Annotated in this window: 1 protein-coding gene; it reads right to left on the bottom strand. The window is 46.8% G+C overall.

What is annotated here, in order from left to right:
• The coding region (locus A3729_RS09615) for an MBL fold metallo-hydrolase RNA specificity domain-containing protein (protein WP_304439711.1) at positions 1-269 on the bottom strand (269 nt) is incomplete at both ends.

Below are 269 nucleotides of genomic sequence, written 5' to 3'. Positions count from 1 at the left end.
CTCTTCCCCCAATAATTCCCGTAGCGCCTGCTTTAAAGCCTTCTTCGCGTCATCATCACCATGAACAATTCTTATTTCTGAAGGCTTAGCTTTCATGCCTTGCACAAAGTTCAGTAAGTCTTCCTGACCTGCATGCGCAGAGTAACCCGAGATCGTATGTACAGCGGCATTAATCGTATAGCGCTTACCCTCTAGCTCGACATAGCCATTTCGTGTCCCGTAAGTTTGAATATCTCGCCCTGCAGTTCCCTCAGCTTGATAACCTACAA

The sequence above is a fragment of the Oleiphilus sp. HI0043 genome (assembly GCF_001634935.1).
Note: the sequence above shows the minus strand (reverse complement) of the source record. Positions and strands in the feature narration are given on the sequence as shown.